Raw genomic sequence first — 22,711 nt, 5'->3', positions numbered from 1 at the left:
GTCGTGTGCTGGGTTCGGCCTGCGTGACCACCGAGTCGCCGGCGCGCCGGATCCGAATCCGCTGGCGGGTCTGTGCCATTCGTCACTGGACGCGGCCGGCGTGGCATGTCATCAATCCGGACGGCGCGTAGGGGACGCGTCGCCATCTCATCGCCAACGTCCGCACCCGCCGCGGACCCTCGCTTTTCGGGAGAGCTGCTGTGCATAGACGCGATTTCCTCGCCCTCGCTGGTGTCGGCGCGGGCGGCTTGTTGCTGCCCGCCGTCTTCGGCAAGGTGATTGCCGCCGAGCAACTGCTGTCCGCGCTCGATGTGGGCGTCAAGAAGCGGTTGGCCGATGCCGGCCTGAATGCAGCGACCGCCGCGGGCGCAAGCTACTGCGACGTGCGTGTGGGCCGTTACCTGCGCCAGTTCGTGATGACCCGCGAGGACAAGGTCCAGAACGTGGTCAGCACCGAGTCGACCGGCGTGGGCGTGCGCGTCGTCGCCGGCGGGGCCTGGGGCTTCGCCGCGACCAACACGCTGACCGAGCAGGGCGTGGCCGAGGCCGCGCGCCAGGCCGTCGCGATCGCGCTGGCCAACGCCAAGGTGCAGACCGCGCCGGTGCAGCTGGCGCCGGTCAAGGGCGTGGGCGAGGTCGCCTGGCGCACCCCGATCGCCCGCAACGGCATGGAGGTGCCGGTCAAGGACAAGGTGGACCTGCTGCTGGGCGTCAACGCCGCGGCGCTGTCGGCCGGCGCGAGCTTCGTGAATTCCACGCTGTTCCTGGTCAACGAGCAGAAGTACTTCGCCAGCACCGATGGCTCGTACATCGACCAGGACGTGCACCGGATCTGGGCGCCGATGACGGTGACCGCGATCGACAAGGCCAGCGGCAAGTTCCGCACCCGCGAGGGCCTGTCGGCGCCGATGGGCATGGGCTTCGAGTACCTCGACGGGGCCGCCGCAGGCAAGATCGTCTCGCCCAATGGCGTGGTCAATTACAGCACCTCCTACGACATGCGCGAGGATGCGATCGCCGCGGCGCGCCAGGCGCAGGAGAAGCTGCGTGCGCCATCGGTCAAGCCTGGTCGCTACGACCTCGTGCTCGACCCCTCGCACACCTGGCTGACCATCCACGAGTCGATCGGCCACCCGCTCGAGCTCGACCGCGTGCTCGGCTACGAGGCCAACTACGCCGGCACCAGCTTCGCCACGCTCGACAAGCGCGAGCAGCGCTTCCAGTACGGCAGCGACCAGGTGACCGTGTTCGCCGACAAGACCCAGCCCGGGAGCCTGGGCGCGGTGGCCTACGACGACGAAGGCGTGGCGACCAAGCGCTGGAACCTGATCGACGCCGGCAAGTTGGTCGATTACCAGGCCACGCGCGACCAGGCGCACATCCTGGGCAAGACCGAGTCCGACGGCTGCAGCTACGCCGACGCCTGGTCGAGCGTGCAGTTCCAGCGCATGCCCAACGTCTCGCTGGCCGCCGGCCGCACGCCGCTGAGCGTGGAGCAGATGATCGGCGACGTGGAGAACGGCATCTACATTGTCGGCGATGGGTCGTTCTCGATCGACCAGCAGCGCTACAACGCCCAGTTCGGCGGCCAGCTGTTCTACGAGATCCGCAACGGCAAGATTGCCGGCATGATCGAGGACGTCGCCTACCAGATCCGCACGCCGGAGTTCTGGAACGCCTGCGTCGCGGTCTGCGACGAGCGCGATTACCGCCTCGGCGGCTCGTTCTTCGACGGCAAGGGCCAGCCCAGCCAGGTCTCGGCGGTCTCGCACGGCTCGGCGACCGCACGCTTCAACGGCATCAACGTCATCAACACCGCGCGTTCGCTCGGCTAAGGAGTCCCGACCATGACCATCTTCACCGAAGCCCAGGCCCGCGAACTGCTCGAGAAGACCGTCGCATTGTCGACCGCCGACGAGTGCACCGCCACACTGTCGGGCTCGATCGACGGCAACATCCGTTTCGCGCTCAACAACGTGTCCACCAGCGGCATCGTCAGCAATGCCGAACTCAGCGTGCAGGTCGCCTTCGGCAAGCGCGTGGGTACGGCCAGCATCAACGCCTTCGACGAGGCCTCGCTGCGCAATGTGGTCAAGCGCGCCGAAGACCTCGCCCGCCTGGCGCCCGAGAACCCCGAGTTCCTGCCGGCGATCGATAAGCAGGACTACCGCGCCAGTCCGACATTCAGCGAATCCACCGCGGCGATCACCCCGGAGTTCCGCGCGCAGGTCGCAGCCGATTCGATCGCCCCGTGCCGGGCCGAGCAGCTGATCGCCGCCGGCTTCCTCGACGATGGTCGCAGCTTCGTCGCGTTCGCCAACAGCAATGGCAACTTCGGCTACCAGCAGGCGACCAACTTCAACTACACCTGCACCGTGCGCACCGAGGACGGCCGCGGGTCGGGCTGGGTGGGGCGCAACCTCAAGGACGCCAGCGCATTCGACGCCGGCCGCGATGTGCGGGTCGCGATGCGCAAGGCCAGCGATTCGGCGCAGGCCCAGGCGCTGGAGCCGGGCAAGTACACCGTGATCCTGGAGCCGGCCGCGGCGGCCGGGCTGATCTCGTTCATGATGCGCTACTTCGATGCGCGTACCGCCGACGAGGGCCGCAGTTTCCTGTCCAAGCGTGGCGGCGGCAACAAGCTCGGCGAACAGGTCTACGACCCGCGCGTCAACATCGTCGCCGACCCGTGGCACCCGGAAGCGCCGGTGCTGCCGTGGGACGGCGACGGGCTGCCGCGCGAGAAGATGGCGATCATCGAAAACGGCAAGGTCGCCAATCTCGACTATTCGCGGTTCTGGGCGCAGCAGCAGGGCAAACGCGCGGTCGGCCGGCCGGGCAACCTGTTGATGGCGGGCGGCGACAAATCGACCGCCGACCTGATTGCAGGCACCGATCGCGGCATCCTGGTCACGCGTACCTGGTACATCCGCATGGTCGATCCGCAGACCGTGCTGCTGACCGGGCTGACCCGCGACGGCACCTTCTACATCGAGAACGGCGAGATCAAGTACCCGCTGAAGAACTTCCGCTTCAACGAATCGCCGGTGATCATGCTCAACAACATCGACGAACTCGGTCGGCCAGTGCGCGTGGGCGGCGACGAGTCGTCGATGGTGATGATGCTGCCGCCGATGCGGCTGCGCGACTTCACGTTCACTTCGCTGTCGGATGCGGTCTGAGGCGTCCGCATCGCGGGTGATGCCGGTGCCCGGGCGGCGCCCGCCGCTCGGGCAGGACGTGCCGCAGGCGCGACCCCGCCCGAGCTGGGGCGGGGCGGGGCGATGAATCGGCGTCACGCGTTGCAGTGGGTGCTGGGCGCGGCGGCCGGGCTGGCCCTGCCGCCGGTGCTGGCGCAGTCGGCGCGCTACGATTTCTGGTTCACCCGGCTGCGCTACGAGTCGGGCGACTGGGACGTCGATGCGCGGATGCCGTCCAATGTGATCACCTCGCTGATCGACTACACCGACCTGCGTGTCGATCCGACCGAGCATGTGGTCGCGCTGTCGGACCCGAAGATGCTCGCCGCGCCGTTCTGCTATCTCGCCGGCCACCGCTTGGTCGAGTTCAGCCCGGCCGAGCGGCGCAACTTCGAGCGCTACGTGCGCGGCGGCGGTTTCGTGTTCGTCGATGACTGCAACCACGACATCGACGGCCTGTTCGCCAAGTCGTTCGAGGCGCAGATGGCCGCGATCTTCGGCGCGTCGGCGATGCGCAAGCTGCCGAATTCGCATGCGCTCTACCACAGCTTCTTCCGCTTCCCCGAGGGTCCGCCGGCGACCGGCTTCGAGCTCAATGGCTGGGGTGACGACCTGGTGCACGACTACCTCAAGGGCATCGAGATCGATGGCCGGCTGGCGGTGCTCTACAGCAACAAGGATTACGGCTGCGAATGGGACTACGACTGGCGCAACAAGCGCTTCCTGGCGCAGGACAACACCAAGTTCGCGGTCAATATCGTGATGTACGCACTGACCGCATGACTTCCGCTTTCGCAGGACCCGCCGCATGACCGCGACCACCCCCACCGAAGCCGACCTACAGGCGCGCCTGGCGCAGCTTGATGCGCTGCGCGATGCGATCGCGCGCGCCGTCGTCGGCCAGGCCGATGTCGTCGAACAACTGCTGGTCGCGCTGCTCGCCGGCGGGCACGTGCTGCTCGAAGGCGTGCCGGGGCTGGGCAAGACGCTGCTGGTACGCACGCTCGGCCGGGCGCTCGACCTCGACTTCCGGCGCGTGCAGTTCACGCCCGACCTGATGCCCAGCGACCTGCTGGGGACCGAATTGCTCGAGGAGGACCATGGCACCGGGCGGCGGCATTTCCGTTTTCAGGAAGGGCCGGTGTTCACCCAGCTGCTGCTGGCCGACGAACTCAATCGCACACCGCCCAAGACCCAGGCCGCGCTGCTCGAGGCGATGGCCGAGCGCACCGTCAGCCATGCCGGCGTGACCCGCGCGCTGCCGCAGCCGTTCTTCGTGCTGGCCACGCAGAATCCGATCGAGCAGGCCGGCACCTATCCGCTGCCCGAGGCGCAGCTCGACCGCTTCCTGCTGCATGTCGCGCTGGGCTATCCCGATGCCGATGAGGAGCAGGCGATCCTCGCGCGCACGACCGGCGCTGCCGAGGCCGAGGTGCCGCAGGTCATGGACGCCGCCGTGGTGCTGACGCTGCAGGCGCTGGTGCGCCAGGTGCACCTGGGCGAAGACCTGCTGGCCTGGATCGCCGCGCTGGTGCGCGCGACCCGACCGGGCGACGGGGCGCCGCAGATCGTGCGCGAGTACGTGCGTTGGGGCGCCGGGCCGCGTGCCGGGCAGTCGCTGGTGCTGGCTGCCAAGGCGCGCGCGCTGCTGCGCGGCCGGCTTGCGGCGACGCGCGAGGATGTGGCGGCGTTGATCGCGCCGGTGTTGCGTCACCGGCTGGTGCTGTCGTTCGCGGCCGAGGCTGGGCAGATCGACGCCGATGCGGTGGTCGCCGGGCTGCTGCGCGCGCTGCCCGCACCGGACCGCTGAGCGCAGCGTGGTGGCCGCGAGCCCGGCACCGCCGATGTCGCCGGACGGTCCGCCGTCCGGTGACGGGCTGACGCCTGCGCTGCGGGCCTGCCTGGCGACGCTGCGGCTGCGCCCGCGCTACGCGCGGGGGCGCGACGGCCCGGGCCAACACGCCAGCCGCAATCGCGGCGCGGGCCTGGAGTTCGCCCAGTACCGCGCCTATGAGCCGGGCGACGAACCACGGCAGATCGACTGGAAGCTCTACGCACGCAGCGATCGCTTTTTCGTGCGCGAGTCCGAGCGCGAGAGCCCGATCCGGGCCTGGGTGCTGCTCGACACCACCGCGTCGATGGCCCAGGCCGACGACGCCGCGCCGCAGCGCACACGCCTGGACGTCGCGCGCTTGCTGGCGGCCTGCGTGGTGGAGATCGCGCACCGCCAAGGCGATGCCTGCGGGCTGGCGACCTGCGGCGGCACCGGCCTGACGCTGGTCGCGCCCGCGACCGGCCCGCGGCAGCGCGACGGGCTGCGCCACGCGTTGGCGCAGGCGAGGGCCGTCGGTGACTGGCCCGATGCCGCGACGCTCGTGCCGGCCTGGGGCCGCATCGCGCGCGGCGACCTGGTCGTCGCGATCGGCGACTGGTTCGACATGGCCGCGGTCGAGGACCTGCTGCAACTCGCGCGCGCCGGGCGCGAGGTCGTCGCGCTGCAGGTGCTGACCGCCGACGAGCGCGACTTTCCGTTTCGCGATGGGCGCCGGTTCGTCGATCCGGAGACCGATGAGGCGCTGCTCGGCGACGGGCCGGCACTGCGCGCCGACTACCTCGCGCGCTTCGCTGCGGCGCAACGCGCACTGGCGGCGCGGCTGGCCGCGGACGGCGTCGCGTTCGCGAGCCACGTCGTCGACACGCCGCCCGAAGGCGTGCTGCGCGCGCTGTTCGGCGATCGCCCGCGATGAGTCTCGGCCTGCTCGCGCCGACCGCGCTCGCGATGCTGGCGACGCTGTTGCTGCCGCTGCTGTTGCACCTGGCGCGTCGTGACGCCACGCGGCCGACGCCGTTCGCGGCCTTGCGCTGGCTGCGGGAGCGGCCGAAGCCGCATCGGCGCCTGCGTTTCGATGACTGGCCGCTGCTGTCGGCCCGCCTGTTGCTGCTGGCCGTGTTCGCGCTGTGGCTGGCGTGGCCGGTGTTGCACGGCGGCGCGGCCCCGGCGCGCTGGACGGTCGTGATGCCGGGCGCGGCGGCCGACGCGCTATCGCCAGCCGATCCCGATGCGCCGGTGCGTTGGCTGGCGCCGGGCTTCCCCGAAGCGAGCGGCACCGTCGCACCGACCGGTGCGGCGCCGATCGCCAGCTTGCTGCGCGAACTGGACGCGATGCTGCCCCGCGGCACCGCGCTGACCGTGGTCGTGCCCGAGACCGTCGACGGCGCCGATGGCGGGCGGGTGACCTTGTCGCGCGCCGTCGACTGGCAGGTCGTGCCGGTGGCGTCATCGCCGGGCATGGCTTCCGATGCGTCCTGGCCGCAGCTCGATGTGTTCGGCATCGCCGATGACGATCCGGCGCTGCGCATCCTGGCCGCAGTCGCCCGCGCCTGGCGTCCCGACGATGCCGATGCGCTGCGACGCGTAACGTCCGGCGAGACGCCGCGCGCGCAAGCCGCGCTCGCCTGGTGGAGCGCCAGCGCACCGCCGCCCGCGCTGCTCGAGGCCACGGCCGGCCGCACCTGGCTGCTGGGCCCGGCGGCGCCGCTGCCCGAGGGCACGGACTGGCAGCCGAGTGCCGACGACGCGGCCTTCGAACGCGCGGCCTGCGGCGCGTCGACCTGTGTGCGCTGGCGCGGCGCGTTCGATCCGGCGCGCGACCCGGAACTGCTCGATCCGGGCTTTCCCGCACGGTTGCACGATCGTCTGCGACCGGGGCCGATGCCGGCGCGCATCGCCGCGGCGGACCTGGCGCCCGCCAGCGGGCTGACGGCGTATCCGCCAGTGCCGCGCGACCTGCGGCCGTGGTGGGCGCTGCTGGTGGCGCTGGCGTTCGCGCTCGAGCGCTGGTTGGCTGCCGCCGCGCGTCGGAGTACGGCCGCATGAGCGTCGTGTCCGCACTGCTGCGCGTGCGCGCCGCGGCGCGTCGGCGTGCGGTCATCGGCGTCGCGTTGGTGGCCGCGCCCTTGGCGATGGGGTTGGCCGCGCTCGCCTGGCAGATGGCCGACGGACCGGCGGCGGTCGTGGCAGCGTTGTTGGTCGGCGCGCTCGCCGCGGTCATCGCCGCACGCCGGGTCCGCCGTACCGACCGCCGCTGGCTCGTGCGCCGGCTCGATGCCGACCGCCGCGACATGGAGGACAGCGCCGCACTGCTGCTCGCCGATCCCGCCGCGCTTGCGCCACTGGCGCAACTGCAACGTGCGCGGCTGGAGGCCCGACTCGCCGCGCAGCCTTGGCACCCGCCGCCGGCGCCCTGGCCGTGGCGCGCGGTGCTCTTGGCGTGGTCGGTGGGTGCGCTGCTGACCGTCGCCGTGCTGGCATGGCCGACGCGGGCCCCCCCTGGGACGAGCGACAGCGTGTCCACGCGGGCCGGAGCCGCTGGCGCGCCGGTGGTGCGATCGCAGGCGCTGCGCATCGACGCGCCGGCCTACACGGGCCTGGCACCGCGGACGCAGGCCGAGTTCGACGCGCAGGCCACGACCGGCGCGAGCTTGCGCTGGACACTGCGCTTTTCGCCGCAGCCGCAGCGCGTGGCCCTGCAGTTCCACGACGGCCGCGAATTGGCGTTCGTGCGCCAGGGCGAGGATTGGACGGCCACGCTGCGGCTCGACCACTCGGCGCTGTACCGCATCGCAGTCGATGGCGACACCGACGGCATTCTCGCGCGTGCGCAGCCCTGGCGGCTCGAGGCCGTGCCCGACCGCCCGCCTGAGGTGCGCGTGCGTGCGCCCGAGACCACCCTGTCGACGTATACCCGCGGACAACGCGCCTGGGCGCTGGCGTTCGAGGCGACCGATGATTTCGGCGTCGCGGCGGACGCGCGCCTGCGCATCACCGTGACCCGCGGCAGCGGCGAGGCGATCACGTTCGAGGATCACACGCGGACGCTGCGCGGCAGCGGCGATGCGCGCGCGCGCGCATTTGCGGCGACGCTCGACCCGATCGCGCTGGGCCTGGAGGAGGGCGGCGATCTGGTCGCCCAACTGGAGGTCCGCGACCACCGCGTGCCGGCCCCGCAGGTCGCCCGCAGCGCCAGCCTGATCCTGCGCTGGCCGCCGCCAATACCGCCCGATGCCGACGGACTCGAGGGCCTGGCGCGCGACGTGTTGCCGGCGTACTTCCGCAGTCAGCGCCAGATCATCCTCGATGCCGAAGCGCTGATCGCCGAGCAGCCGCGACTGGCGCGCGAGACGTTCGAGACGCGCTCCGACACGCTGGGTGTCGATCAGCGCTTGCTGCGGCTGCGCTACGGGCAGTTCCTGGGCGAGGAATCGGAGGGCCATGCGCGGCCGCCGCCGACTGCCGATGCCGACGACACGCCGCCCGCGCCCCCGCGCAAGCCCTTGCCGATCGACGACTTCGGCCAGGGCGATCCGCCTGCCGATGACGTGTCGGCGCAGGCGCCACAGGGGCACGACGCGGCGCACGATGATCACGACCACGACCACGACCACGACCACGACCACACGCCGCGCGACGCGACGACGTTCGGCCGTGCCGACGACGTGCTCGAGACCTTCGGCCACACCCACGACCTGCCGGAAGCGGCGACCCTGCTGGACCCGAAGACGCGCGAACTGCTGCGCGGCGCGTTGCGCGAAATGTGGCAATCCGAGCTGCACCTGCGCCAGGCCGCGCCGCGCGAGGCGCTGGCACCTGCGAACCGTGCGCTGGTGCTGATCAAGGAAGTCCAGCAGGCCGACCGCATCTATCTGGCGCGGGTGGGCACGGCGCTGCCGCCGGTCGATTTCGCCCGGCGGCTGGGGGGCGACCGCGACGGCATCGCGCCCCGCGCGGTGCCAGGTCCGGCGACGGTCGCGCTCGACGCCCCGACGGCGGCCTGGCAGGCGCTGGCCTGGAACGAGGCCTTCGATCCGGCGGCGCTCGTCGCCTGGGCACAGACGCAGCCGCGTGCGCTCGACGATCCGCTTGCGTTGCTGGCCGCGATCGACACGCTGCAGCGCGATCCTGCCTGTACCGCGTGCCGGCAGGCCCTGCGCGGGCAGCTGTGGCAGGTCTTGCAGCGTCCGCTGCCCGCACCGCCGCGTCGCGCTGCGATCGACGCGATGGGCACGCGCTACCTCGACGCGTTGCGGGAGGATGCCCGATGACGCCCGAGCGCTGGTTGCTCCCGCTGCTCTGTGCCGCCGCCGCGCTGTCGATCCTGCGACTGGCGACCGCGCACCTGCGCGCGCCGCGCGAGGCCCGGCCCGCCGCTTGGCGCACCTGCGCGCTCGCCACGCTGACAGCGGTCTCGGCGGGATTGTTGGCGCTCACGTTGCAGCCGCCACCGGTACCGGCCGCAGGCGGCGCGCTGGTGGTATTGACCGCGAGTTGGGACGACCTGCCGCTGCCCGCGTCGCAACCGGTCATCGCATTGCCCGAGGCCGGCGAAGGGCCCGCCGGGGCACTGCGGATGCCCGATCTGGCGACCGCGCTGCGGCGTCATCCCGAGGTGCAGGCGCTGACGATCGTCGGCGCCGGCCTGACGGCGCGCGACCGCGACGCGGTCGGCGATCGCGCATTGGCGTTCGTGCCCGCGGCACTGCCTGACGGCATCGTCGCCCTCGAGGTGCCGCGCGACGTCGCGCCGGGCGCACGTTTCGAGGTGCGTGGCCGTGTCGCCGGCCTCGATGGCGCACAGGTCGCATTGGTCGACCCGGCCGGCCGCATCGTCGATACCTCGGCCCTGGACGAGGCAGATGGGTTCCGCCTGGCCGGTACCGCGCGCGGTGTCGGCGCGGACCTGTTCGTCGTGCGCGTGCGCGATGCCGACGACGCCGAGCGGTCGCAGGTCGAGGTGCCGATGGTGGTCGAGGACGCGGTCCCGATACGCCTATTGCTGCTGGCCGGCGCGCCGAACCCGGACCTGCGCGCGCTGCGACGTTGGGCCGAGGACACGGGCCTGCGCCTGCGCTGGCGGGTGGCCCTGGGCGGCGGCACCGGCGTCGGCGACGCGCCGGCGCTCGGTGCGGCCAGCTTGGCCGAACAGGATCTGGTGCTGCTCGAAGCGCGCGCATTCGACGGCTTGAGCGCGGGCGCGCGGGCCGCGCTGCGCAGCGCGGTGGCGAATGGCCTTGGCGTGCTGGTACATGCACCGCAGCCACCGTCGAGGGCGTTACGCGACTGGCTGCGCGGTACCGGCCTGGCGATCGAAGCGGGGCCGGCCCGCACCTGGCGTCCCGACCCGGGTCCGACCGATGCGGCGCGGTTGCGCGCGTGGACCGGCCCCGGCAGCGACGATGCGCCATTCGATCCGCTGCTGGCGGGCGAGGCGCCACCGGCGCTGGCCTACCGGCCTTTGGCCGGAGGACTGCCGGGCAGCGAGGACAGCCCGCCGGACATGATGCGCTGGCAGGCCTGGGGCCGCGGCCGCATCGGTCTGGTGACGCTGGCCGACAGTTGGCGCCTGCCGCTGGCCGGCCGCGCCGACCTGCACGCGGCGCTGTGGAGCGGCTGGGCCGGCACGCTGGCACGTGTTGGCGACCAGGCCGCAGTCGCGGTCGAGCGGCCGGCCTGGGCTGGCGAACGTGTCGTTTTGTGCGGACTCGCTCCAAACGCGCAGGCGATCGCCCCGGACGGGCGTGCGATCTCGCTGTTGCGCGATCCGGCGGCGCGTGACTGCGCCGGCCTGTGGCCGCGCGCCGCCGGCTGGTATCGGATCGTCGATGCCGATCGGCACTGGCCACTGCGCGTGCGCGCCAGCGACGAGGCCTCGGGCCTGTGGGCCGCGCAGCAGCGTGCCCGCACACAGGCGCTGGTGCGCGCGCCCGCGGGCGACCCTGCACCGCAGGCCACCGCGCCCGGTTCGAGCTGGCCCTGGGCGCTGGCCTGGCTGTTGGCGACCGCGGCGCTCTGGGCGCTCGGCCGTGCACGGCTGGGGCGCGTACAGCTGACCCCGCCAGGATCGCCTAATCTTTCGGCCTGACGACGGAGGAACGGCGATGACGTATCGCGGACGCTGCCATTGCGGCAGTCTGGCCTTCGAACTGGACAGCGAGATCGCTGAGGTCTACGACTGCAATTGCTCGATGTGCCAACGGCGCGGCGGTCTGCTGGCGTTCGCGCCCGCCGAGGCATTACGGGAGACCGGGACCGGCAGCGCGGGCACGTATCGCTTCAATACGCACCGGATCGACCATCATTTCTGCACGGTCTGCGGCATCGCGCCCTACAGTCGCGGCATCGCTCCCGATGGGGCGCCGATGACCTGCGTCAACGTGCGCTGCATCGACGGATTGGACCTGGCATCACTGAAGATCGTGCAGATCGACGGTGCTCGATTCTGATCGGATACGGCTTGGCTGTGCGGCGATCGCTGCGGACGGGATAGCCAGCCGAGCGGACAGCCTTGGCTGCGCGTTGTCGTCTCCACCTCGGCGCCGGCCGGAAGGCCGGCCGGCGCGTGCGCAGCGACGATGTTGTGGCTCAGCCTTCCTCTTCTTCCTCGAACTCCACCAGGGCATCGAGATCGAACGCCATCGCTTCGACCGCCTCGCGCACCTTGCGCGCAGTCGCGGCGTTGCCGGCCTCGACCTCGATTTCGTGCATCTGCGGGCCGTTGACGTCGCTCAGGCCGGCGGAACTGGAGTCGGCGTCGTCCATGTGCGGCATCAGGTCGTCGATCTCTTCGACATGCTCGATGCCATCGATGCTCTGCAGAAGGTTGATGACCGTGCGGGCGGTGTCGTCGCTGCCGGTCAGGCGGATGCGGAGCATGGGCATGGCGGTTCCTCTTCGTGTTCGGTCGGGCGGGAACCGTGAGGCTGGGAGAGCCGGGGGCAAGCCTGCGTGACGAGCGCGCCACGATCGCGTTGCACGCACCGGGCGCAAGACCTAGACGCGCAGCCAACGCATCGAAAGCGCGACACCGACCATCGCTGCGGCGACGCCGAGGAACGCGACGACCAGTCCGGTCGCCTGCGCGGCGAATCCGATCAACGCCGGACCTGCGAGCACGCCGGCATAGCCGATCGTGCTGATCGCAGGGATCGCCTGCGCTTCGGGCATGGTCGTCTGCCGTCCGGCCATCGAGAACATCACCGGCACCACATTGGCGCAGCCCGCGCCCACCAGCGCATAGCCGGCCAGCGCGATCGCCCCGCTGGGCACCAGTGTGGCAATGCCCAGGCCCACGCAGGCGCATAGCGCACCGAGCACGACCGCGCGGCGATCGCCCAGGCGGCGGACGAGGCCGTCGCCGCACAGCCGCGCGACCGTCATCGCCAGTGAGAACACGACAAAGCCCAAGCCTGCGCGGTCGGCGTCCACGCCGCGGACCTCGTGCAGGAACACCGCGCTCCAGTCGAGCATCGAGCCTTCGACCAGGAACGCGGCGAAGCACAGCACGCCGATGCACGCGACCACGCCGCGCGGCCAGGCGAAGGCGGCGGTGTCGCGCGCCACGCGTTCGCTGCGCCAGTGCCGTGCCGACGGCACGTACAGCGCCAGCACGATCAACGCGACCAGTCCGGTCGCCAGCCACTGCGCCAGGCCCGCGCTCAGCAATGCGGTCGTGCCGGCGGCGCCGACGAAACCGCCGACGCTGTAGAACGCATGGAAGCCGGACATCATCGGGCGTGCACTGTCGCGTTCGACCGCCACTGCCTGCAGGTTCATCGCGCAGTCCATCGCGCCGATACCGGCGCCGAACGCCGCCAGCGCAGCCGCCAGCAGCCAGGGCGTTGCGGCCATCGCGAGCATCGGCAACGTGATGCAGATCAGCAGCAGCGCGGCCACCATGACGCGCTTGCAGCCTTGGCGTGCGGCGAGCGCACCGGCGGCCGGCATCGCCAGCAGCGAGCCGGTGCCCAGGCACAGCAGCACCAGACCGAGCGAGGCCTCGTCGAGCCCGGTCCGGGCCTTGGCGAACGGCACGATCGGCGCCCAGGCGGCGATCGCGAACCCGGGAATGAAGAACGCGGCGCGCGTTGCATGTTGCTGCGCGCGGGGGGAAGAGGTGGGGACGGGCATGGCGGACGACGTGGGAGGAGGACGGGGAAGGCCGGTGGCGCTCAGGGCGGGGCCGCGACGTGCACCGCGATACCGCGTGCAACGAAGCGTGCACGTTGTGCAGGCGGCGCATCGTGTTCGACAACGAGTGTGGCGATGGCTTCGAGGGCCGCGACGCGGTGCGCGGCCTGCGTGCCGAGCTTGGCGTTGGTCGCCACGACGACGGCCTCGCCGCTGGCCTCGATCATCAGGCGCTTGAAGCGGGCCTGCTCGCCGTCGACGCTCCACAGGCCGTGGTCGGCATCGATCGCGCAGGCACCGGGAAAGCACAGGTCGGCGCGCAGGTCGCGCAGCTGTGCCATGGCCTGCGCACCGAGCGCCGCGCCGCTGCGCGGGTCGATCCGACCGCCGATCAGCAGGACCTCGAAGCCGTCGCGGGCCATCAGCGTCTGGGCGATGTCGGGGGCGTTGGTCGCGACGGTCAGCGCCTGGCGTTCGGGCAAGGCGGCGGCGATCGCGCTATTCGTGGACCCGGCGTCGAGCAGCAGCATCTGGCCGGGGCGGATCCGGGCGGCCGCTACGGCGGCGATCGCAAGCGCGCGCTTGCCTGCTACGTGCTCGTGGTGGCGTCGCGCCAGTGGCGGGAAGTCGGGCGTGGGGGGCAGCGCGCCGCCGTAGACGCGACGGCACAGACCGCGCGCGGCCAGTTCGCGCAGGTCGCGCCGAATCGAATCCTCAGACACGCCGAACTCTGCTGCCAGTTCGGTCGCCACGACCCGGCCCTCGGCCGCGAGGCGGCGCAGGATCGTCTGCTGGCGCTCCTGCGGCAACGCATCGCCGGACGCGGTCATCGAAAGTGACCGCCAGCGATGAGAGGGGCTGTGTGCGCGCCCTGGGCGCTCGCGTCACGCGCCGAGGGCGCGTCGCGGCGCATCGACGCGGCCAGGCAAGCGTGGTGACCCTCCAACTCCCTGCGCTGAGACATCAGGCACTCCCGTCACATGAGAGCGCGAAGTCTGGATCAGTCGGTGTAAACGTGCAACATCGTGCATTCGTATGCACGCGCTCGGCATGGGGGGCGGGCGGCCTCCCCACGCTGTCAACGGTCTCCGTGGTCTGCCTTGCGCGGCTCAGGGCTGCGCGACGGGTGTCCGCACCGGCACCGTGATGTTGCACAGGTCGATGTGCCCGGCCGGATGCAGGTACCAGGCGTCGCGGCGGTTGCGGCGCGATTCGACCACCGCATCGAACAGCGGCGTGTCGGTGCGCAGCACCTCGAGCGGGGTGCGCTGCGCGGGCGGCAGTTCCGACGCCAGGCGCACCGCGCGGATCGGCGTGCGCTGCGCCGGATCGGTGTAGAAGCCCAGCGGGCCGGTGCCGCGCGGCAGCACGCTGAGCAATTCCATGCCCTGCAGCACGCGGCCGACGACGGTGATGTTGCGGTCGAGCTGGCGCGGCGACTGGCCGGTGACGACGTAGAGCTCGGTGCCGTTGCTCGAGTCGGGCGCGGTGTCGCGGCCGGCGCCGAGCGTGCCGTAGCAGTGCGCGAGCCAGGCGCGCCGCCCGCGGCCGGCCTGCGCATCGGCATCGCGCGCGGCCGGGAAGCCGGCGGTGAATCCGGTCTGCGCCGCCCAGCCTTCGCGGTCGGGCAGGGCGTGGAAGGCCACCCCCGCGGCCGGGCGGTCGAACTCGGCCGGCAAGTGCGCGCGTGCGCTGCCGATCGGCTTGCCTGGGGCGCCGTCCTCGACGATGTCGCCGAACTGCACGACGAAATTGTCCTGCGCGCGGTAGAGCGTCAGCCCGTCCCAGAAGCCCTCGCGCGCGAGCGTGCGGATGTTGGCCACGTGCGCGGGCGCGAAGTCCGGCGCCAGCTCGATGATCACCCGGCCGGTCTCCAGATCGAGATACAGCGTGTTCTGCGGGTCGGGCGTGCGCCAGTCCGCGGGCGTCGAGGCGTCGAGCAGGTCCTGGGTCGAGCGCGGGTCGGCTGCGCGCGAGTTCGCGACGTCGGTCGCGGGCGTGCTGGCGCAGCCGGCGATCAGCAGCGCGAGTGCCGCAGCGCAGGCGGCGACGGGACGGCGCAGTCGGGACGGGGGCAGGCGCATGGGCGAAGTCCATTGGAGTGGAGCGCCGATTGTGGCTGACGTGGCGGCCCGCATGACTAGCGGCACATTCGCTATAGCGAAGTTCGCAATAGAGTCCCGATCGAGCACGTGGAGGGCGGGCATTGACCGGAAGCGACGAGGCGGAGGACGCGGGTCTGCGCAAGTTCCAGAAGGAGCTGAGCGCAGGCACGGTCTCGCTCGCGCTGCTGGCGGTACTGGCCGCCAGTGCGGAGCCGATGTACGGCTACCAGATCGCCAAGCGGCTCGAACGGTTCGATGGCGTACTCGCCGGCAAGCAGAGCGCGCTGTATCCGGTGCTGCGCAATCTCGGTGCTGCGGGGCTGCTCGACAGCCACGTCGCGCCCTCCGATGCCGGGCCGCCGCGTCGCTACTACCGCATCACCGAGGCAGGGCGGACGACCCTGCGCCACTGGGCCGCCGCCTGGCGCGCCACCCGCGATTCCGTCGACGCCGTCCTGGAGGGGATGATCGAATGAACACCCAAGGTCTGCCGCAAAGCATCCCCGAGTACCTGGAACACCTGCGCCGCGCGCTGGCCGGCGCCGACCCGGCGCTGGTGCAGGACGCGCTATACGACGCCGAGGAATACCTGCGCTCGGAACTGGCCGAGCATCCGAGCCGCAGCGAGGCCGAGGTGATCGCCGCGGTCGCCTCGAGCTACGGCGCGCCCGACGAGGTGGCCGACATCTACCGCGATACCGAGGTCAAGGTGCAGACCGCGCTGCGGCCGCCGGCACCGGCGCCGCGCAGTTCACTGGCCGGCCGCTTCTTCGGGGTCGCTGCCGACCCGCGGACCTGGTCGTCGCTGTTCTACATGCTGCTGTCGCTGGCGACCGGCATCTTCTACTTCCTGTGGGTGGTGCTGGGTCTGTCGATCTCCGGCGGCCTGGTGATCGTGCTGGTTGGCATTCCGCTGCTGATCCTGTTCCTGGGCTCGGTGCGGGTGCTGTCGCTGGTGGAGGGCCGGCTGGTCGAGGTCATGCTCGGCGAGCGCATGCCGCGCCGACCGCTGTACGCGGCCCACGGCCGCAGCTGGACCAGCCGCATCGGCGAAATGTTCACCGACGCGCGGACCTGGAGCACGCTGCTGTACATGCTGCTGATGCTGCCGCTGGGCATCGTTTACTTCACGCTGGTGGTGACCCTGATCAGCGCGTCCTTGCCGCTGATCGCGGCCCCGCTGTCGCTGCTGCCCGGCTTGAACCTGAACGTCTGGATCGGGGGCATCGACGTACCGCGACAGGCCCCGTTCCTGCTGCCGCTGCTGTCGGGCATCGGCGTGCTGCTGCTGTTCGCCACCCTGCACCTGTGCCGCGGCATCGGCCGCCTGCACGGCGCGATCGCCAAGCATCTGCTGGTGCGTACCGCCCAATACTGATCCACCCCAAAACCGGGGTCAGAGTCCATTTTTCGCCGGGGTCGGAGCAGACGGCCCCGGTCGATGGATCGAAATTCGACTCTGACCCCGGTTTGGCTGGAGGTGATCGTCGTTCCGACGCGGGCCGTGCGCCCACAAAAAAACCGGGGTCAGAGTCGCTTTCCGGAGAAAAGTGGCTCTGACCCCCGTTTTGGGGGGGGTGGGGGTGGCGGTGGCTCAGACGCCGGAGACGCGGCGGGCGACCTGGAAGCGGGTGGCCCAGTAGCCGGAGTCGAGGTCGGAGACCATGACGTCCTTGCCGCTGCGCGGGGCGTGCACGAAACGGCCTTCGCCCAGGTAGATGCCGACGTGGTCGATGCGATTGCCGCGGCGGCCGAAGAAGACCAGGTCGCCGGCGGTCAGCGCGGTGCGGTCGATGCGTTCGCCGTTCTGGGCCATCTCGCGCGAGACGCGCGGCAGTTCGATGCCCAGCGCGGTGCGGAACACGTAACCGACCAGACCGCTGCAGTCGAACCCGCTGTCGGGGCTGGAGCCGCCCCAGCGGTAGGGGGTGCCAAGCAGGGTGAGGGCGCGCTTGAGCAGCGATTCGACCCGACCATCGGCGACTTGCACCGGCTTGTCGACATCCATCGCGATGAGCTGGTTGATATCGCTGGCCAGGAGCATCTGCGGCTGCTGCAACTGGGCGGCGGGTGTGACGATTGCCTTGGCGACCGATGTGGTTTGATCGAATTGGTCGGCCGAGTCGGCGGCCAGGCCAGGACCTGCGAAAACCGGAGCGGCGGCCAGCGCCAGGAGCAGCGTGGCGGCGGTGTTGCGGAGAAGGCTGCGGGAGGCGCCAGCGCCATTCAGAGACGCGTCTGTCGTCGTCACGTGTGCTTCACATCTTCCGGACCAGCGGGGGAAGCTACCGGGTTTGCGCGAAGGAGTTGTTAAACGAAAGTTACTGAATGCGCGCAAGTGCCTGTTTGTGTTCGCTATTCAGTGAAGAATGCGTCGTGAACCCGTGTAGTTGCGACGCCAGTAGCTGCCGTCCAGGTGGTCCAGGCGCACCGTGCCGCCTGTGCTGGGCGCATGGACGAACCGGCCCTCGCCGACGTAGATCCCCACGTGGGACACCGTGCCGCCGCTGCCGAAAAACACCAGGTCGCCGGGTGCCAGGCGCTCGGCGTCGATTTTCGGCCCTTGGTAGGCGTAGAGCTCGCGCGATGAGCGCGGCAGCCGTACGTCGAGCATGTCGCGGAACACGTAGTTCACCAGGCCGCTGCAGTCGAAGCCGCCCTCGGGCGTATTGCCGCCATACCGGTAGGGCGTGCCGACCAGGCTGATCGCGCGCATCAGCACGGCGTTGGCTGCCGCCGGGTCGGTCGGCGACACCGCGTGCCAGGTGCGTTGCGGGGTCGGCGCAGAGGCGGCCGGCGCGGCGGGACGGACATCGCGGCCGCCGCAGCCGGCCAGCGCGAGCAGCGCAATTGCCGTGGCCAGCACGCACCCTCCGCGGCGTCGTGCGGTTGGCGCGAACGCGTCGGAGTCGGGATAATGCGGACTTGCCTGCATATACGTCATTCCACCTGCCAATCCCGGCATCGTGCCGCATGTGCGCCACCGTCCTCAAGCGGCCTTGCGGCCGCCCCACCAGGGATCCCCAATGAAGATCGAGAAAGACCGCGTCGTCCGTTTCCACTACAGCGTTGCGGAGGCTGGCCAGGCGCCGGTGGAGACGTCGCGCGATCGCGATCCGCTGGCGATCCTGTTCGGCCACGGCAACATCATCCCGGGCCTGGAGAAGGCGATGGAAGGCCGCGAGGCCGGCGAGAGCTTCAAGGCCGACGTCACTGCCGCCGAGGCTTATGGCGAGCGCCGCGAGGGCATGACCCAGCGCGTGCCCAAGAAGCACTTCGGTGACCAGAAGCTCAGCGTCGGCCAGCAAGTGGTGCTCAACACCAGCTTCGGCCCGCGCGCGGTGACGATCGAGAAGGTCGGCATGAGCGTGGTCGACGTCGACCTGAACCATCCGATGGCCGGCAAGGACCTGGCGTTCGATATCGAGATCGTCGAAGTCCGCGAGGCCTCGCCCGAAGAAATCGAGCACGGCCACGTACACGGCGACGGCGGCCACCACCACTGATCCGCCAACGGTGCGCGACGCGGGGAGGCGTCGCGCGGCCGGGCCGGGTCCGTCGATCGGGGGACATGCGATGAGTGCGCCACGGCACGCCGTTCTGGGCCCGGTGCCCGCTATCGAGCGGATGGAGATCCTCGACGCCCTGCGCGGCGTCGCGCTGCTGGGCGTGTTCGCGATGAACATCGAAGGGTTCTCGCGGCCGATGCAGGAGATGGGTGCGGGCATCGCGCCCGAGGCCAGCGGTTTGGACTGGGCGGTCGCCTGGAGCGTCCACGTCTTCGTCGCCGGCAAGTTCTGGACGATGTTCTCGCTGCTGTTCGGCATGGGCTTTGCGCTCATGAGCGCGCGCATCGCCGCCTCGGGGCATCCGGTCGCGCCGGTGGTCCTGCGTCGCCAAGCGGTCCTGCTTGCCTTCGGCCTGCTGCATATCACGCTGATGTGGTGGGGCGACATCCTGCACAGCTATGCGATCGCCGGATTGTTGCTGCTGGCGATGCGCGAGATTGCGCCGCGCTGGCAGCTCGCCGTCGGGCTGGCGCTGTATGGCGGCGTCGGGGCGTTCTATCTGGCCAATGCCGCGCTGCTGGCGCTGGTGCCCGAATCGATGCTGGCCGATCTTGCGGGCGCGCTTGCGTCGGGGCGCGAAGCTGCCGAGCGCATCTACCCGACCGGCAGCTTCGCTGAGATCACCCAACGGCGTGTGTCCGACTATCTGCAACTGGGGCTGCAGAGTCAGCTGTTCCAGGTGCCGATGATCGCCGGCGTGTTCTTGGTCGGCAGCTGGTTGCTGCGCGGCGGCTGGCTGCGCGCACCTGCCCGGCACCGCAGCTTCTGGTGGCGGCTGCTGGCCTGGGTGACGCCGCCCGCGGTGCTGTTCACGGGCCTGGGCGTGTGGCTGGGCACGTCGTTCGACAGTCCGCTCGCGCCGCGCGCTGCGTTGTCGACGGGCTTGATGCTGCTCGGGTCGCTGCCGATGTCGCTGGCCTATGTCGCACTGCTGGTGCTGGCCTGGACGTCGGCGTCCGGGCAGCGGGCGCTGCGCGTCTTCGCGCCCGCCGGGCGCATGGCGTTGACGCACTACCTCGCGCAATCGCTGGTGTGTTCGCTACTGTTCTACGGCTACGGCGCTGCCCTTTGGGGCGAACTTGGGCGCGCAGCGCAGACCGGCCTGGTGCTGGCGGTGTTCGCGCTGCAGCTTGCGATCAGCCCGGTCTGGCTGGCGCGGCATCGACATGGGCCGGTGGAATGGCTGTGGCGCTGGGCGACCTACGGCCACCGGCCGGCGTGGCGGCGCGCCTACCAGGTGGCATGAGCCCTCGCGACGACGTATTGATCGTCGGCGGCGGCGCGGTCGGCCTCGCTTGCGGGCTGGCGCTGGTCGAAGCCGGGCGCGGGGTGCGGGTGCTCGAGGCAGGCACGGCGGGCTGCGGCAGCTCGCACGGCAACTGCGGCACGATCACGCCCAGTCATGCCGCACCGCTGGCGGCGCCGGGTGCGATCGCGCGTGCGTTGCGCTGGATGTTCGCCAGCGATGCGCCGCTGCGCATCGCACCGCGTTTCGATCCCGCGCTGTGGGCCTGGCTGGCGGGGTTCGCACTGCGCTGCAACCGCCGTGACTGGCAGCACGCCACGCGCGCGCGGGCCGCGATCCTGCAGGCCTCGCGCGCGGCCTTCCCGGGCTGGCTCGCCGATCACGGTATCGCGTGCGAGTTCGCAGCGACCGGGATCGACTACGTCTATCGTGATCGCGCGCAGTTCGATGCCTTCGAGGCGGAGGCGCGCGTACTGCGCGGGCTGGGCCTGGCGCTGGAGCAGATCGACGGCCCGCGCGTGCTGCGCGAGGAGCCGGCGTTGCGCGAGGGCGTTGCCGGCGTCGTGCGCTTTCCGGGCGATGCACGCCTGCGGCCCGATGCGTATGTCGCGGGGTTGGCCGCGGCGTTCCGCGCGGCGGGCGGTACGCTGGAAGAACACTGCGAGGTACTGTCGGCCGAGGAAACCGCCGAGGGCGTGCATGTGGCGACCTCGCGCGGCGACTTCGTCGGCCGCGATCTGCTGCTGGCCGCCGGGGCCTGGTCGCCCGGCGTCGCGCGTGGGCTGCGGCTGCGCGTGCCGGTACAGCCGGGCAAGGGCTACTCGATGACCTACGCACGTCCGGCGTCCGCGCCCCGACGGTCGATGGTGTTACACGAACGCAGCGTGTTCGTGACGGTCTGGGACGCCGGCCTGCGGCTGGGCGGCACGATGGAGTTCGCCGGCTACGACCGCAGCCTCAATCGCGTTCGGATCGATGCGATCGAACACGCGGCCGCCGAGTATCTGCATCTGCCGGCGTCGCCGCGGCGCGAGGAGACGTGGACGGGCTTGCGCCCAGTCTGTGTCGACGACCTGCCGCTGATCGGTGCCGCGCCCGGGCATCGTCACACCTGGATGGCGACCGGGCATGGCATGCTCGGCATCAGCATGAGTGTTGCCACTGCCCACCTGATCCGCGACCTGATCTGCGGAACACCGCCCGGCTTCGATCCGGCCCCCTTCGCGCCGGCGAGGTTTGCATGAGCGCGTCCGGCGATGCGCTCGCATTCGATCTGATCGTCGTGGGCGGCGGGTCGGGCGGGCTCGCCGCGGCCTTTCGGGCTGCCGAGTACGGCCGGCGGGTCGCACTGCTCGAACCGAGAGACCTGGGCGGCACCTGCGTCAACGTCGGCTGCGTGCCCAAGAAGGCGATGTGGCTGGCCGCCGATCTGGGTTTGCGCATCGGCCATGCCGCGCGGCTGGGATACGACTTGCCGCGCGGTGGCCGTCCGGCCTTCGACTGGCCATGCTTTCTGACCGATCGCCAGCGTTACATCCACGGCATCCACGCCAGCTATCGCCGGCGGCTCGATCGCGACGGCGTGCTGCTGCTGCCCACGCGTGGCCGGCTGGCGGGGGAGGGCGCGGTGGAGACGGCCGACGGCGCGCTGCTGCGCGCCCCCCACATCGTGCTTGCGACTGGATCGCGCCCGATCGTCCCGCAGATTCCCGGCGCATCGCTGGGCGTGGTGTCGGACGATTTCTTCCACTGGACACAGGCGCCGGCGCGCGTGGCGGTCATCGGTGGCGGCTACGTCGCGGTCGAACTGGCCGGCGTGCTGCAGGCGCTGGGCAGCCAGGTGGATCTGGTCGTGCGCGACGGCCGGCTGGTGCGCCAGGCCGAGCCTGAGCTGGTCGCCCAGTTGCAGGACAACTACACCCAGCAGGGGATCGTGCTGCGCCTGGGGGTGGCCTCACAGGCCCTGCATCGGCAGGCCGACGGTCGGATTGCGATCCAGACCGATGGTGACGAGCGGCTCGCCGACTACGACCAGGTCCTGTTCGCGACCGGGCGGCGGCCCAACACCGACGACCTGGGCCTGGAGCGCGTGGGCATCGTGCCCGACCCGCAGGGCCACCTGCCGGTCGATGCGTTCCAGGACACGCCCGCGCCGGGCGTACATGCGGTGGGCGACATCTGCGGCTGTGGTCCGGCGCTCACGCCGGTCGCGATCGCGGCTGCGCGCCGGCTGTGCGACCGCTTGTTCGGCGGCCGGCCCGATGCGCGCCTCGATGCGGAGAACGTGCCCAGTGCGATCTTCTCGCACCCGCCGCTGGCGATGGTCGGCCTGACCGAGGCCCAGGCGCGCGAACGGCATGGCGACGACGTGCACGTGTACACCAGCCGCTTCCGCCCGATGATCGAGGCGCTGGCCGATACCTCGCAGTGCAGCCTGTTCAAGCTGATCTGCGTGGGCGAGGCGCGTCGTGTGGTCGGCCTGCACCTGCTCGGCGATGCCGCCGACGAGATCCTGCAGGGTTTCGCGGTCGCGCTGAAGATGGGCGCCACGCTGGACGACTTCCACGACACCGTTGCCATCCATCCCACCAGCGCCGAGGAAGTGGTGCTGATGCGCTGACCGGTGC

The 22,711-nt window shown here is 71.1% G+C and carries 21 protein-coding genes; 15 read left to right on the top strand and 6 right to left on the bottom strand.

The window, feature by feature from the left end; translation table 11 throughout:
* Positions 1-200: 200 nt before the first annotated feature.
* The 9 genes from ABE505_RS04300 to ABE505_RS04260 all read left to right on the top strand — a co-directional run bounded on the left by ABE505_RS04300 (position 201) and on the right by ABE505_RS04260 (position 11,480).
* The gene (locus ABE505_RS04300) at positions 201-1,835 is read left to right on the top strand and encodes a TldD/PmbA family protein (RefSeq protein ID WP_346443753.1); all 1,635 of its coding nucleotides are present in this window, start codon (positions 201-203) and stop codon (positions 1,833-1,835) included.
* A gap of 12 nt (positions 1,836-1,847) precedes the next feature.
* Positions 1,848-3,182 (top strand): TldD/PmbA family protein, encoded by a 1,335-nt coding sequence (locus tag ABE505_RS04295; RefSeq protein WP_346443752.1) that lies wholly within the window; start codon positions 1,848-1,850, stop codon positions 3,180-3,182.
* A 102-nt stretch (positions 3,183-3,284) separates the two neighbouring features.
* Positions 3,285-3,983: a DUF4159 domain-containing protein gene (locus ABE505_RS04290; RefSeq protein ID WP_346443751.1), complete on the top strand. Its 699-nt coding sequence runs from the start codon at positions 3,285-3,287 to the stop codon at positions 3,981-3,983.
* A 25-nt stretch (positions 3,984-4,008) separates the two neighbouring features.
* Entirely contained in the window at positions 4,009-5,010 is a 1,002-nt protein-coding gene (locus ABE505_RS04285; RefSeq protein ID WP_346443750.1) for a MoxR family ATPase, read from the top strand.
* Between the two features lie 34 nt (positions 5,011-5,044).
* Positions 5,045-5,947 (top strand): DUF58 domain-containing protein, encoded by a 903-nt coding sequence (locus ABE505_RS04280; protein WP_346443749.1) that lies wholly within the window; start codon positions 5,045-5,047, stop codon positions 5,945-5,947.
* On the top strand, positions 5,944-7,077 hold the full coding sequence (locus ABE505_RS04275) for a BatA domain-containing protein (protein ID WP_346443747.1): 1,134 nt from the start codon (positions 5,944-5,946) through the stop codon (positions 7,075-7,077). Before ABE505_RS04280 ends, ABE505_RS04275 begins: the two co-directional genes overlap by 4 nt.
* On the top strand, positions 7,074-9,302 hold the full coding sequence (locus ABE505_RS04270; RefSeq protein ID WP_346443746.1) for a hypothetical protein: 2,229 nt from the start codon (positions 7,074-7,076) through the stop codon (positions 9,300-9,302). Before ABE505_RS04275 ends, ABE505_RS04270 begins: the two co-directional genes overlap by 4 nt.
* Positions 9,299-11,119, top strand: a complete 1,821-nt coding sequence (locus ABE505_RS04265; RefSeq protein WP_346443744.1) for a carboxypeptidase regulatory-like domain-containing protein — start codon at positions 9,299-9,301, stop codon at positions 11,117-11,119. Before ABE505_RS04270 ends, ABE505_RS04265 begins: the two co-directional genes overlap by 4 nt.
* 16 nt (positions 11,120-11,135) lie before the next feature.
* Positions 11,136-11,480, top strand: a complete 345-nt coding sequence (locus ABE505_RS04260) for a GFA family protein (RefSeq protein WP_346443743.1) — start codon at positions 11,136-11,138, stop codon at positions 11,478-11,480.
* Between the two features lie 139 nt (positions 11,481-11,619).
* On the opposite strand, the gene ABE505_RS04255 is transcribed toward ABE505_RS04260, so the two are convergent.
* From ABE505_RS04255 to ABE505_RS04240, 4 genes are all read right to left on the bottom strand, one after another.
* Positions 11,620-11,916, bottom strand: a complete 297-nt coding sequence (locus ABE505_RS04255; RefSeq protein ID WP_346443742.1) for a hypothetical protein — start codon at positions 11,914-11,916, stop codon at positions 11,620-11,622.
* Between the two features lie 111 nt (positions 11,917-12,027).
* A complete protein-coding gene (locus ABE505_RS04250) occupies positions 12,028-13,164 on the bottom strand; it encodes an MFS transporter (protein WP_346443740.1) in 1,137 nt (378 codons plus the stop codon).
* Positions 13,165-13,205: 41 nt separating this feature from the next.
* Positions 13,206-13,994 (bottom strand): DeoR/GlpR family DNA-binding transcription regulator, encoded by a 789-nt coding sequence (locus tag ABE505_RS04245; RefSeq protein ID WP_346443738.1) that lies wholly within the window; start codon positions 13,992-13,994, stop codon positions 13,206-13,208.
* A 279-nt stretch (positions 13,995-14,273) separates the two neighbouring features.
* Positions 14,274-15,248 carry a peptidylprolyl isomerase gene (locus ABE505_RS04240; RefSeq protein WP_346443737.1) on the bottom strand — a complete coding sequence of 325 codons (975 nt, stop codon included), beginning with the start codon at positions 15,246-15,248 and terminating at the stop codon, positions 14,274-14,276.
* A gap of 122 nt (positions 15,249-15,370) precedes the next feature.
* On the opposite strand from ABE505_RS04240, the gene ABE505_RS04235 reads away from it, so the two are divergent.
* Both ABE505_RS04235 and ABE505_RS04230 read left to right on the top strand, forming a co-directional pair.
* Positions 15,371-15,745, top strand: a complete 375-nt coding sequence (locus ABE505_RS04235) for a PadR family transcriptional regulator (RefSeq protein ID WP_346443735.1) — start codon at positions 15,371-15,373, stop codon at positions 15,743-15,745.
* The gene (locus ABE505_RS04230; RefSeq protein ID WP_346443734.1) at positions 15,742-16,647 is read left to right on the top strand and encodes a sensor domain-containing protein; all 906 of its coding nucleotides are present in this window, start codon (positions 15,742-15,744) and stop codon (positions 16,645-16,647) included. The genes ABE505_RS04235 and ABE505_RS04230 overlap by 4 nt, the downstream gene beginning before the upstream one ends.
* A gap of 216 nt (positions 16,648-16,863) precedes the next feature.
* Here the strand turns inward: ABE505_RS04230 and ABE505_RS04225 are convergent, their stop codons facing one another.
* On the bottom strand, positions 16,864-17,499 hold the full coding sequence (locus ABE505_RS04225) for a C40 family peptidase (RefSeq protein WP_346443829.1): 636 nt from the start codon (positions 17,497-17,499) through the stop codon (positions 16,864-16,866).
* Between the two features lie 129 nt (positions 17,500-17,628).
* On the bottom strand, positions 17,629-18,135 hold the full coding sequence (locus tag ABE505_RS04220; RefSeq protein ID WP_346443732.1) for a C40 family peptidase: 507 nt from the start codon (positions 18,133-18,135) through the stop codon (positions 17,629-17,631).
* A gap of 160 nt (positions 18,136-18,295) precedes the next feature.
* Between ABE505_RS04220 and ABE505_RS04215 the strand changes: the two genes are divergently transcribed.
* The 4 genes from ABE505_RS04215 (at position 18,296) to gorA (ending at position 22,704) form a co-directional block, all read left to right on the top strand.
* Positions 18,296-18,775, top strand: coding sequence for a peptidylprolyl isomerase (locus tag ABE505_RS04215; protein WP_346443730.1), 480 nt, complete (start codon positions 18,296-18,298; stop codon positions 18,773-18,775).
* A gap of 70 nt (positions 18,776-18,845) precedes the next feature.
* A complete protein-coding gene (locus tag ABE505_RS04210) occupies positions 18,846-20,084 on the top strand; it encodes a DUF418 domain-containing protein (RefSeq protein ID WP_346446208.1) in 1,239 nt (412 codons plus the stop codon).
* A complete protein-coding gene (locus ABE505_RS04205) occupies positions 20,081-21,328 on the top strand; it encodes an FAD-dependent oxidoreductase (RefSeq protein ID WP_346443728.1) in 1,248 nt (415 codons plus the stop codon). The genes ABE505_RS04210 and ABE505_RS04205 overlap by 4 nt, the downstream gene beginning before the upstream one ends.
* Positions 21,325-22,704 (top strand): glutathione-disulfide reductase, encoded by a 1,380-nt coding sequence (gene gorA, locus ABE505_RS04200; protein ID WP_346443726.1) that lies wholly within the window; start codon positions 21,325-21,327, stop codon positions 22,702-22,704. Before ABE505_RS04205 ends, gorA begins: the two co-directional genes overlap by 4 nt.
* The last annotated feature ends 7 nt before the right edge of the window (positions 22,705-22,711 follow it).

Origin of the sequence: Luteimonas sp. TWI382 (assembly GCF_039674545.1) — a bacterium.
Classification (GTDB): domain Bacteria; phylum Pseudomonadota; class Gammaproteobacteria; order Xanthomonadales; family Xanthomonadaceae; genus Luteimonas.
This window is presented reverse-complemented; position numbering and strand designations above follow the sequence as displayed.

Coding starts and splice junctions, on each gene's coding strand:
- ABE505_RS04295 (WP_346443752.1), top strand. CDS start 1,848: ATGACCATCTTCACCGAAGCCCAGGCCCGCGAACTGCTCGAGAAGACC.
- ABE505_RS04290 (WP_346443751.1), top strand. CDS start 3,285: ATGAATCGGCGTCACGCGTTGCAGTGGGTGCTGGGCGCGGCGGCCGGG.
- ABE505_RS04285 (WP_346443750.1), top strand. CDS start 4,009: ATGACCGCGACCACCCCCACCGAAGCCGACCTACAGGCGCGCCTGGCG.
- ABE505_RS04280 (WP_346443749.1), top strand. CDS start 5,045: ATGTCGCCGGACGGTCCGCCGTCCGGTGACGGGCTGACGCCTGCGCTG.
- ABE505_RS04275 (WP_346443747.1), top strand. CDS start 5,944: ATGAGTCTCGGCCTGCTCGCGCCGACCGCGCTCGCGATGCTGGCGACG.
- ABE505_RS04270 (WP_346443746.1), top strand. CDS start 7,074: ATGAGCGTCGTGTCCGCACTGCTGCGCGTGCGCGCCGCGGCGCGTCGG.
- ABE505_RS04265 (WP_346443744.1), top strand. CDS start 9,299: ATGACGCCCGAGCGCTGGTTGCTCCCGCTGCTCTGTGCCGCCGCCGCG.
- ABE505_RS04260 (WP_346443743.1), top strand. CDS start 11,136: ATGACGTATCGCGGACGCTGCCATTGCGGCAGTCTGGCCTTCGAACTG.
- ABE505_RS04255 (WP_346443742.1), bottom strand. CDS start 11,916: ATGCCCATGCTCCGCATCCGCCTGACCGGCAGCGACGACACCGCCCGC.
- ABE505_RS04250 (WP_346443740.1), bottom strand. CDS start 13,164: ATGCCCGTCCCCACCTCTTCCCCCCGCGCGCAGCAACATGCAACGCGC.
- ABE505_RS04245 (WP_346443738.1), bottom strand. CDS start 13,994: ATGACCGCGTCCGGCGATGCGTTGCCGCAGGAGCGCCAGCAGACGATC.
- ABE505_RS04240 (WP_346443737.1), bottom strand. CDS start 15,248: ATGCGCCTGCCCCCGTCCCGACTGCGCCGTCCCGTCGCCGCCTGCGCT.
- ABE505_RS04230 (WP_346443734.1), top strand. CDS start 15,742: ATGAACACCCAAGGTCTGCCGCAAAGCATCCCCGAGTACCTGGAACAC.
- ABE505_RS04215 (WP_346443730.1), top strand. CDS start 18,296: ATGAAGATCGAGAAAGACCGCGTCGTCCGTTTCCACTACAGCGTTGCG.
- ABE505_RS04210 (WP_346446208.1), top strand. CDS start 18,846: ATGAGTGCGCCACGGCACGCCGTTCTGGGCCCGGTGCCCGCTATCGAG.
- ABE505_RS04205 (WP_346443728.1), top strand. CDS start 20,081: ATGAGCCCTCGCGACGACGTATTGATCGTCGGCGGCGGCGCGGTCGGC.
- gorA (WP_346443726.1), top strand. CDS start 21,325: ATGAGCGCGTCCGGCGATGCGCTCGCATTCGATCTGATCGTCGTGGGC.